General features: G+C 43.3%; 6 protein-coding genes and 2 pseudogenes. 1 reads left to right on the top strand and 7 read right to left on the bottom strand.

Features of this window, described 5'->3' with window-relative positions:
• Positions 1-344 (top strand): annotated as a pseudogene (locus tag CAG60_RS16545) (hypothetical protein); the annotation flags it as partial.
• Between the two features lie 174 nt (positions 345-518).
• Here the strand turns inward: CAG60_RS16545 and CAG60_RS16830 are convergent.
• The 7 genes and pseudogenes from CAG60_RS16830 to CAG60_RS12440 form a co-directional block, all read right to left on the bottom strand.
• Positions 519-1,500: pseudogene (locus tag CAG60_RS16830) on the bottom strand (hypothetical protein).
• A gap of 2 nt (positions 1,501-1,502) precedes the next feature.
• On the bottom strand, positions 1,503-3,191 hold the full coding sequence (locus CAG60_RS12465; RefSeq protein ID WP_161439057.1) for a restriction endonuclease subunit S: 1,689 nt from the start codon (positions 3,189-3,191) through the stop codon (positions 1,503-1,505).
• Complete coding sequence (locus CAG60_RS12460) at positions 3,191-4,681, bottom strand: N-6 DNA methylase (protein WP_161439056.1); 1,491 nt, start codon at positions 4,679-4,681, stop codon at positions 3,191-3,193. The genes CAG60_RS12465 and CAG60_RS12460 overlap by 1 nt, the downstream gene beginning before the upstream one ends.
• 137 nt (positions 4,682-4,818) lie before the next feature.
• Entirely contained in the window at positions 4,819-6,144 is a 1,326-nt protein-coding gene (locus tag CAG60_RS12455) for an MATE family Na+-driven efflux transporter (protein ID WP_158145428.1), read from the bottom strand.
• 3 nt (positions 6,145-6,147) lie between these two features.
• Complete coding sequence (locus CAG60_RS12450; protein ID WP_161429857.1) at positions 6,148-7,434, bottom strand: hypothetical protein; 1,287 nt, start codon at positions 7,432-7,434, stop codon at positions 6,148-6,150.
• 56 nt (positions 7,435-7,490) lie between these two features.
• Positions 7,491-9,935, bottom strand: a complete 2,445-nt coding sequence (hsdR, locus tag CAG60_RS12445; RefSeq protein WP_202598578.1) for an EcoAI/FtnUII family type I restriction enzme subunit R — start codon at positions 9,933-9,935, stop codon at positions 7,491-7,493.
• 365 nt (positions 9,936-10,300) lie between these two features.
• A complete protein-coding gene (locus CAG60_RS12440; RefSeq protein ID WP_154171156.1) occupies positions 10,301-10,942 on the bottom strand; it encodes a hypothetical protein in 642 nt (213 codons plus the stop codon).
• Positions 10,943-11,026 lie beyond the last annotated feature (84 nt).

Below are 11,026 nucleotides of genomic sequence, written 5' to 3'. Positions count from 1 at the left end.
CGGGAAACTTCATGTCCAGAGTCATTGGTAAGGAAAAGTTTCGCGGATATTATCACAAAAAAATGAAACAATTTATAATATTTACATTATTGCGAGGTTCGCTCAGGAGAGAGGAACCAAGCTTGTTTGCGATGGTTGCTCTTATTGGTGATAAAACCATCGCTAAAGTTTATCTATCTCTAAGGAGTCGTATGAGCCACGGGGGGTTGAGTAGATTGGTCACTGTTATAGATGTTGAAACACCTATGAACAATGTTCTACCCGATCAACTAAAAACAGTGGAACAGATAGAGTCTAAGCTCAAAGGGTATGTATTGCCTTATCTCACGCTAGCTTTTAAATAACACCTGTTTTGATGTGAGCAACCATCTCGATAGTGCACTGAACTGTACTCGGAACAATGTTCTTATCCTAATCTTAAAATAGTAAAGATTGGGTATTTGATTAACAAATAAAAATGCTTCGAGGAGAACGATGTTCTACTCAAAGCTTGTTACTTGCGACTTTGGGTAGCTGAATCAGTCTGCTTTTTCTACAACCATGCCACTTTGCTCTGCAAAGTGAATCAATCGAGTGATATTGCTGAGGCTCCACTGGTTGGTGATGGCTATCACCTCGTCGTTAGGCAGCGTAATCAGCGCGTCTTCATCGCTGTGGAAACGGCGAATTCTACCTTGAGGAATTTGTTCCGCTAGGATGGCAATGCGTCGTCTTACGGGGTCGTTAAATGCGTTGAGTACATCATTCAAGCTTTGTGGCTGATGCTTCTCGATCCAGTCCGTGACTAACGCGAGCGCGAGGTGACGCTTTTTATAGGTATGACCGTTATAGCGGTACTCCGAATAATCTTTTTCGCCTTTTTGAACGCTTGTGCGCTGCTCGGCACGTTTCTCGCGGAACTTCACCTGGTACTCTTCTACCTCGGGTACAGGGATGATCTGTTCAGCATTGATCAGTACATCTTCTTTGTAGCGATAGGGCGTGAGGCGCACACAACTGATATCGATGCCTTTGTCACGCAACCACAAGACAGAAGTGGTGAGTTCTTGAGGCCAAAACGATTCGAACATCGTTACCAAAGTCATCCAAGCTGTTTTCATCCAGATCGACAAACTCTAGGATAGCTTCGCGGGCGTTAACCTCTTGACCTTCTTTCTTCAAGTACTGGGCATAGTAGTCACACGCTTTGTCGAACGTCATGGTAGAGATCATTGCGGCATAGCGTAGCGCTTGCAGTTCCATGTGCGCACCGACTTCATCACGTTTAAGCTCGATGACCACTAAGTTGGCATTTTTGTCGATGGCTAACAGGTCGATACGGCGACGGCTGTCTTCCCAGTCTGAAAACTCCTCTGATATCACCAAACAATCAGGTGCGATGGCATCAATACAGCCTTTCAACGCTTCTTGTAAATCGTGCCTTTCTTGCAGCCCTTCGGCTGCAAAGGTGGTCGGTGTCAGTGCGGTGAGGTTTTTATTGGCGATATTGTAAAGGCTCATGGTTACACCGCATGTTCGACAATAGTATTCGTTAGCAATAGTTGAGTTGAAGTATGTTCACTGAAACTTTGCTTTAAAAAGTCGCACATAGCCATCAACTCATTTAATTTAGCAACAATACGTGCTTGCTCATTCAAAGGGGGTAATCCAACGACTATAGGATAAACTTTTCTTCCAGAAATTACAGGTTGAGCCGTTGCACTATCATTTTCATTCAGATTAGTGGCCTTCAACAACCAAAATAAAAATTCTAAGTTCAAGTTAGAATGAGAAAACTTTGTCACAAAAGCATTATCAGTTACCCATGCTTTTTTCGGTGTCAAGTGGACTGAACCACAGTAAAATCCAACACGACCTATAACAATAGTTGGTTCTGATACATTGTTTTCGCTGTGATAACCAGTAACACCGTTCCCTCCATAAACAGGAATCGTTCCATTGGAATCCATTTTTTTTGCGGTTAAGTTTTTACCCGAGGATATCTGGATAATCGACTCCAATCTTGTGAAAACCCAGCCAGTTGGTAGAGTCAATGGCTCTTCAGATTCAGATATGGGCTTAGTTAACCTTACTTTTTTAGGACTATCGCCATCTTCCGCAATTCTTTTCAGTAACTCAGCAGCAGGCTCATCGCTTGGATCTTGCGGAACCAACTTACCCATCACCGCCAGTTGTAGAATGGTTTGCTTGAGCTGGTCGATACTCTCTTCAGTAGTGAATAAGGTATCGAAATGCTCACTGATTCGCGCCCAGTTTTGCATTAACTCATCAGCATCGGCAGAGTTGGTGAGAGTGTCTAACAGAGTTGTTACCAGCACTTGGTGTGCATCGATACTGCTTTCAGTTTGTTGCTCTAGCTGGTCGCAGAGCGCCATTAGCTCATCGACTTTGGCGACGATGCGGTGTTGTTCGGCGATTGGAGCAACAGGTATAGGCAACGTAACTACAGAGCTTGTATTTAATTCTACTTGTTTGGTTGATCCTGATACTAAAGATTGTTCATGAAAAGGGTCGATTCTCGCTTGAACTCCAGGAGCCATAAGGATGCACCAAATATATCGACTACTCATAATAAGAGGTCTTACAACGGTCACATGAGAGTCAGCAACAAGAGACTTTTGCTTGATAGTTGGTAGGACATTAACTCGACCAACAGTACCTGTTCCAGTTGAATTCCAAAGTAGATCGTTTTCTCTCAAAAAGCGCTCATATTGATACTTCTCCAAGCTTTCTTCTTCTATATATCTAGCTGGTTCAATATCAAATCCAGAATTTTGCACACATTTTTGAGATATGACCCGAACACTGCCTTCTTCCGCATATTTTGGGCCTTTCCCTCGTTGCACATATTCGGTGATATCTTGCATGTGTGACCAAGTCCAGCTTTCAGGAAGTCGCGGAAGACTCTCTGGTGACAGAGTTTGAAGTGCTTTAGGCTTTTTAATCTTCTTTTCTTTTACTAATTGAGCCTTTTCTTGCGCAATACGCTCAAGCAACAATGAAGCTGGCTCGTCATTAGGATCTTGAGGAACAAGCTTTCCTCGCACAGCCAACTCCAGAATTAGCTCACGCAACTTCTTAACACCGTAAAGCTCTAGTTTCTTGTTGCTACCACGACCAGAAGCCGATTTGGTCTTTACTGCTGAAGTCCAAATATCAATATGCTCGGTAATTAGGTTCTCCACAGTCATTATTGCTCTCCACCTTGCTTTTTACCTTGAATGGTAGAGCTAAGCGCATCTCCGAGAATGCCTTTCAGTTGGTCACGCAGTGCTTTAATGTCTTGTTGCTGCTGCTGATAGCTCGCCAGTAACTCTTCAGGATCATGGCTGACGACTTTGTCCTGATAAGGGTTTTTAATATCAAGGTTAAAATTGCGCTCGATAATATCCTCAATCGATACTTTCCAAGCTTGCTTGGTCTCGATACGGCTAGCGAACCCATCGGCCTCGTTACCCCACCAATCAATCTCTTGTTGGAACTCCTCAAACTTCATCGGTTTGGTTTTGCTGTAGTTCTTTACGCCTTCTGGGTAAGGGTGCTCATAGAACCACACGTCTTTGGTCGGTTTGCCTTTGGTAAAGAACAGAATGTTGGTCTTAATGCCCGTGTACGGGTTGAACACGCCATTAGGTAAGCGAACAATCGTGTGCAGGTTACATTCTTCCGTCAGCATCTTTTTGATTTTGGTTTTTACGCCTTCACCAAACAAGGTGCCATCAGGCAATACCACACCAGCGCGACCATTTTTATCTAATACTTCGACAATAAGCTGCAAGAACAGGTCAGCCGTTTCACGAGTTTGCATTTCGGCAGGGAAGTTCTTTTCAATCCCGTCCTCTTCTGTGCCGCCAAACGGTGGGTTAGTCGCAATCACATTGATATTGCTGTCCCAGTTTGAAAGCGGCTTGTTAAGCGTGTTGCCGTGCTTGATCTGCACAGGGACTTCGATGCCGTGGAGCATCATATTGGTGATACACAGCAAGTGTGGTAGTTGTTTCTTCTCTACACCATGGATTTGTTTTTGCAGCGTTTGGTGGTCGGCTGCGCTGGTCACGTAGTTCTCTTTAACGTGATCGAACGAGCAAGCCAGGAATCCACCCGTGCCGCAAGCGGGATCCATAATCTGCTCACCTAGCTTAGGGTCAAGACGATTGACGATAAAGCGAGTCACCGCGCGAGGGGTATAGAACTCACCCGCATTCCCTGCACTTTGTAGGTCACGTAGGATTTGCTCGTAGATATCACCAAACAGGTGACGTTCTTTAGAGTCAGTAAAGTCGATTTCGTTGAGCTTGTTAATCACCTGACGCAGCAGTGTGCCATTTTTCATGTAGTTGAAAGCATCACTAAAAGCTTCTTTCACCACAAAACCGCGTGGATTGGTGTCTTTCGGCGCAGTAAGGTTTTTTAACGTCGGAAATAGGTCATCATTAATGAATTCCAGCAGCTCATCACCTGTAATGCTTTGGTTATCTGCCGCCCAGTTACGCCATAGGTACTTGGCTGGGATGGGTTCGCGGTAATCATCTAACTCGAACTCTAGCTCTTCTTCTTGTGCATCAAACACTTTAAGGAATAAAAGCCATGACATTTGGCCTAGACGCTGCGCGTCACCATCCACACCCGCATCTTTACGCATGATGTCTTGAATAGACTTGATAACTGAACTGATTGACATGGAGTTCTACTAACTGACTGAAAAAATTAGCGCTGATTATAGCATTTCTACGTCAATCTGAGTACTGAAAAGAGGAGAGATGATGCCCAATAACGGTGGAGGTTAGTGGGCATTTACATCTATGATAAATATATAAATTAATGGCTTACTGGTTGTTGATTCATGCTCATTTTGCTCCGTAAGGCAAGGTACAACACCCAAGTGATGAGTGCATCAGCAGTAATGCCCAAGCCGAACATTATGGCGATTCGTTCAAGCGTAGGGACAAAGATACCGATTTGATAAAGCACAAAAGCACAACCGTAAAACAAGGTGTTTACGATAAGTGATTGATACAGCATTAAATCAGTTCGTCCAATACCATAAAAGTAACTGTCTATGACATTGTTTAAACTGAAAATGACATAGAACCCAACCATTAGCCAAACTAGACTGGTGATTGACTCAGGGTTCTCTATCCCCATGACATTGGCTATAAAGCTGTTCCAAAGCGGTGCGGTGAGTATCCAAACAGCGATAATTCCTAACGTTATCCAAAGGTAGCCATTGACTCGCTCAGATGTTAACCCATTGTTTGTCGCAGCATCTTGCTTAACCAGTTGTCCTAATGTCAAAACGGGAAGTAGTAGCCAGCCCCAAATAAATTGATTAGCAACCCAGAATGTTCCCGCTTGTTGTACTTGGTTAATAAGCTGAAGAATCATGATAATAAAGGCAGTATTTCGTACGAGAGACTCAAGCCCTGACTTCCATCCAATCTTTGCCCATTCTTTGAGCCATTGCGATTGATCTCCTTTAGAAAACTTGAAGCTTAGAGTGATCCCTGATTTCGATAAATAAATCAGGGCAAACAGCGCGAGAAGACTATTGACCACGATATTACTTAAAGCAATACCATTCACTCCTAACTGAAGGGAGTAAGGTAGTTGACTGACGAAAACGCTGTCACAAAGGACAGTCATGATCGTTTGTACTACTAGAAGGCCATACAGCGCTTTCCGTTCATTTTTTAGGACGAGAACCAAAGACAAAAAGGCATAAACGCTGGAGAGCAGAATAGCGGCAGATTCCAATCGAATGTATTGGATCGTTTGTGTCAATAATTCAGCCTGTTGCTGCATCGCATCAACAAAGTTCGGGGCTAGCCACAAAACCATTAAGGTCGCCACAAAGTAGCAAACTAAGGTAACCAAAAGAGATAGACTGGCTCGCTCGCGAAAAACTTCATTATTATGAATCACTCTGCCTAGAATAAATGCTAAAGGGATGAGTAATGCTTCGCTGAGGACTTCATATCCTACATTTAGCCATGCAACTTGTGCTGCAATGCTAAAAGTCCATGGGCTTGGGATGCTGCCCAAGAAATGGATTCGTGTAGTAGAGTAGATTAGTGGTATTAAGCTTGTCAGAGCCAATGTTAGCCACAGGCGAAAGTTGATTGTCTTTATTTGATGATTTTTCAATTTTTAAGCCTTGTTATCTTCACTAGGGATCTCGTGGAGAAAGCGATTCTCCACAGAGAAATAGCAATTACTTTTAATCAGTTGTTTCTTTCCGAGCCGTTCGAACAGTGTGATTAGGTACTGATAAAGTTCAGTATATTGCACTGTACTGATATAAGTTGCTGAGCAGTTAAATACTTGCCATGGGAAATCAATCAATGTTGTAGCGGCATGTTTGGGAAGATAGTTGTGTTTAAACTCACTCAGCAATAAATGTTCTAGCTGAACACAATAGTGCTGGATGATAGAGCAGTGAAAGTGGTACTTGTAACTGTCGTTGTTAGCGATAAGGTTCGGTAAGGAGCAAAACAAAAAGTAAACCTGAGCGGCCAACTCTTTGGCTTGCTTTCGCTCGCTTGTATGTGTTTTAGTAACTGCGTCTAATTGTTCTGCAAGGCCAAGCTCACCCTTTAAAATAGTGAAGTGAACGTTGTAGATTTGTGACTCGCGATAATAAAGAGAAATGTCAGACAGCGATTGGCCTATAACGATTTCTATAAGCAAACGGTCTTGTGTTCTAAGAGTGATTTTCGATCCCAAAATATCGGTATGAGCCAATTGTTCACCGAACAATCTGAGGAGTCTTTTATGCCAATTCTGAACCGAAATCGATGACTGAATAAATAAATCGATATCGGAGCGCTTTGTTAACTGATTAGCCCCTAAGCTACCGTAAAGTAGAGCTGTAGGTACGCTTGTATCTGTGCTCAATACTTTATTCAGCTTACTGACCCAAGTGTGTTGAGATAATGGGAAGGCCGCCCAGAAGGCATCAAAGTTATCAGAGAAGTCAAAACTGTAAGACTGCCAAATCTGTCTTTGCCAGTGAGCTTCTAGCTCTGTCGGTATGGTTTTATTTTTCAAAAATCTAATAGCTTCATCAATAGCTGGCAGTTTTTTGTAGGATGATTGGTAAGAGATTTCTGAGTATTTCTCGTCATCAATTGCATTGATGCTCTGCTCAATATCTCTAGTGCAACAAATTAATATGCCTGTTTTCCTATCTAATTGATTGGCAAGAAGGCTAGCTGTTTGACCGTATCCTGTAAATTCAACAATCGCGTTTTCCTGTTGTTTAACCACAGCAAGGAAATGCTCACATGCAAGTTGCTCACCTTGCTCGGTTCCATCGCCAAAGCGAATTCGATACTCATTTAAAGATAAATAAGGGAACTCAGGCAAACGTCCTTGTATTTGTTGGCTTAACGTCGTTTTGCCTGAATTTAGGTTACCAAAAATATAGATATGCATTGTGGCTTGAGGTCGTTAACCAAGCTAAAGAAACTCTAGCTTGGTTTAAATGGAGATTAGGCTGATTGATAAATCTCAGCTTCCAATTCAGAAATCGCTTCTAAGTACTGCTCTTTACCACCAAAGCATTTTTTGACGATTTCAGCAGGGCGTCCCATCTCGTCAAAAGGCTTAACTTTGAGTACATGAATATTTTCAATCTCTTGAACGCCTTCGTCTGCGTACTTGTCCAGTAGGTTGTTCAACACCTGCTGAGCCGTTTCACCGTACTTAGTGAAGTAGTTGCGCTTTTTGACGTTGTCTGCCCGTTCTTTTCTGGTGAGTGCTGGTTGGTCATACACGACATGACAAATCATGTCGAATGGGTCGAGATCTTTGCCCACTTCCAGCTCTAATGCTTCCCAGATGATGCCTTCCTCTGCCAGTTCATCAATGATTGCTTGCTTTTTATCGGCATCTTGCCAGCGCTTAACAAAGTCATCCATTGAGGAGAACTGTTTTGCCATTGTCTTGCGGGTATAGTCTTTGAACGATTCGGTGACGAGTTTACCGTCGGAATCGTAGTATTGAACACGTTCGGCAATGGCTTTCACCGTTACACCGTTGACATGGAACTTTCTCACTCGGTTTTCATCCTGCCAATCATCATCGGAATTGCTACCGTCAGAAGGAGATGAACCTGAGTCGTATGGAGCTTCTGGTTCTTGGATGCTTTCAGGGTCGATATCTTCCCCTTCAAATGGATCATCTTGTTCAAGTTCATCTTTATCATCGATGATTTCATCAAGTCCTTCATCGGTTTCGAAGTCTTTTGGTTTTGTCTCTTTAACTCGTTCAGGGACACCATCAAAGCGCTCATCAGCGAACAGTTCAGTCGCCTTTTTGAAGTCTAGAATGGTAAACCATAGCTTTCCGTAACGATCATCAATACGAGTACCACGACCGATGATCTGCTTAAACTTGGTCATCGACTGAATGCCCTGGTCAAGAACAACCAGTTTGCAAGTTTTTGCATCGACACCTGTTGTCATGAGTTCTGAGGTGGTCGCGATAACAGGGTAAGCCTTTTTGGGGTTGATGAAGTTATCAAGCTGAGCTTTGCCGATTTCATCATCACCTGTAATTTTCATTACGTATTTTTCATTCTTAGCAACTTGCTCAGGATTGCAGTTGATTAGTGCTCGACGCATACGCTCTGCGTGGTCAATGTCATTACAGAACACAATGGTTTTAGCCATCGGGTCGGTACGTTTGAGGTAACTGGTGATGGTCTGTGCAACCAGTTCTGTTCGCTCATCAATGACCATAGTTCTGTCGAAGTCTTTCTGGTTATAGATCCTGTCTTCGATAACTTCACCATGTTTATCGACTTGTCCTTTGGTTGGTCGCCAACCTTGTAAGTCTACATCGATGTCCACACGCACAACTTTGTAAGGAGCTAGGAAGCCGTCTTCAATGCCTTGCTTAAGCGAATAGGTATAAAGCGCATCACCAAAGTATTCTGTGTTAGAAACGATATCGGTTTCTTTCGGTGTCGCGGTTAGCCCGATTTGAGTCGCAGAGCCGAAATACTCAAGGATCTCGCGCCATGCGCTGTCTTCAGCGGCACTACCACGATGACACTCGTCAACAACAATCAAGTCAAAGAAATCAGGGGCAACTTGTTTGAATGCCTTTTGGTGCTCTTCTGGGCCAGTCAGAGCTTGATATAGAGCTAGATGGATCTCGTAAGCGGGATCGACTGTTCGACCAGTGACTTTGGTCATAGCGGGGCCAAACGGCTGGAAGTCGTTGGTCTTAGTTTGATCGACCAGAATGTTTCTGTCCGCCAAAAATAGGATGCGTTTTTTGGCTCGGGACTTCCATAGTCGCCAAATAATCTGGAATGCAGTGTAAGTTTTTCCCGTACCCGTTGCCATAACCAAGAGTACACGGTTTTGTCCTGCTGCGACCGCTTCCACGGTTTTGTTTATCGCTTGTAGCTGATAGTAGCGCGGGGACTTACCGCTACCATCGTCATGGTAATCTTGAGTAATGACGGGAAGGTGCTCAGTTTTGTAGCCTTTCCAAACGCAGTACTTGTCCCATAGTTGCTGAGGTGTCGGGAAGTCTTCAAGTCGAATTTCAGTTTCGAGTTGAGCTGGGTTGGTTTTGTCGTGGAAGATAAAACCGTCGCCATTTGAGGCAAAGACAAAAGGGACGTCAAGTAGGCTGGCGTAATCTAGTCCTTGTTGCATACCTTTGCCGACTTCATGCTTGTTCGCTTTTGCTTCGACAACGGCTAGAGGCATGCTCGGTTTATGGTAAAGGACGATGTCCGCAGACTTAACCTTTTTCCTCGCCGCTGCCTGACCACGAACAATGACTTTACCATCACGCAGTTTTACTTCTTGACGAATCTGCGACATATCATCCCATCCCGCCCCTTTGATAGCAGGAAGAATGAATTTCGTGATGATGTCGGTTTCAGATAGCTTTGATTTGTTTATTGTCGATTCCATGCGATTAGCCCGCTCAGTACAAATGCATTTCATGACTATACCAAAGGATGCATAAAAGCAGAAAAGATACTGACTTATCAGTGAAGTGGGTAACGGTATGGGTGAGATGCCCGAGGCTATTCGTGGAAATAGTTATCCCGTTATGCAGTAGAGCATAACGGGAAGTCAGTTAAACAGACCCTAGAGACTCGGTATTTACCACTACAAGGTGTGTTGGCTACTTTCGTTCACCCCAATCACATAGTCTGTCTATGCTCATGGGGATTCACTCACTTGCCGCCTACCTGAAACTCCAAGTGGTTTGGATGTAGCTATATTGATGGCTTAAGTTTGAGGTTCGTTTGATTCGTAGTAGCAACTTGCTGCTACATTTGTCGCTCTTTGATCAATGTTTCAAAATCTGAAGGATAAGCCGTAACAAGAGTAGTTTCAGCGTTCAGAGCATTTAAGTTATCTCTGATACTGGCAATGGTACGAGGAATAAACTGACTTGAATCTCCCATCACTCCGCGAACGAGGTCGCGACCTAGATTTTCTAAGCCACCAGTAACGATATCGAATTGAGTATAAATATCGACATGATAGCCACCTTCATATTGCCATAGACAAGTATAAAACTGAGTATTTTCTCCATGTGAATTCATCGAGCTGTCAGTTGCTTGAGCATACACAAGTGCTCCATCACAAGTCGGCATTCTAACCGCTCCACCTGCTAAAGCTGATAGGGCTGAGTTGCCAGCGAATGGATTGACTAGTTGAAAGCGAGGAGACTCTTTAGGTAACGGATAAGGGGGTAAATCCTCAGTGATTTTTACAGAAGAAGTATTGGACTGTAATGCCGTTTTTATCGCTTTAGCCATATCTGTGGACGAAATGTTATCTGCTACCTTTAAATCAAAAACAGCGTAACTTCTCTTAGTTTCTTTTGTTTTAGTTAGCGACGTATTTTGGCATCCCATAAGCCCTAATGATGCGATTAGAGCCAGAGCAATTGATTTGTAATGCATGAAAATAATAACCTTTTTAATAATCAAAGCCTATGCATTTTATTGCCCAATTATTTGGTAAGCAATTGTTAAATAAAGATCTAG

It is taken from the genome of Vibrio sp. V33_P6A3T137, from assembly GCF_009904835.1.
GTDB classification, from domain to species: domain Bacteria; phylum Pseudomonadota; class Gammaproteobacteria; order Enterobacterales; family Vibrionaceae; genus Vibrio; species Vibrio metschnikovii.
The sequence above is the reverse complement of the archived record's forward strand: the minus strand, read 5'-3'. Positions and strand labels throughout refer to the sequence as shown.

What these genes read in the sequence shown, in the direction of transcription:
- CAG60_RS12465 (WP_161439057.1), bottom strand. Translation starts at nt 3,191, where the DNA reads ATGACTGTGGAGAACCTAATTACCGAGCATATTGATATTTGGACTTCA.
- hsdR (WP_202598578.1), bottom strand. Translation starts at nt 9,935, where the DNA reads ATGGAATCGACAATAAACAAATCAAAGCTATCTGAAACCGACATCATC.
- CAG60_RS12450 (WP_161429857.1), bottom strand. Translation starts at nt 7,434, where the DNA reads ATGCATATCTATATTTTTGGTAACCTAAATTCAGGCAAAACGACGTTA.
- CAG60_RS12460 (WP_161439056.1), bottom strand. Translation starts at nt 4,681, where the DNA reads ATGTCAATCAGTTCAGTTATCAAGTCTATTCAAGACATCATGCGTAAA.
- CAG60_RS12440 (WP_154171156.1), bottom strand. Translation starts at nt 10,942, where the DNA reads ATGCATTACAAATCAATTGCTCTGGCTCTAATCGCATCATTAGGGCTT.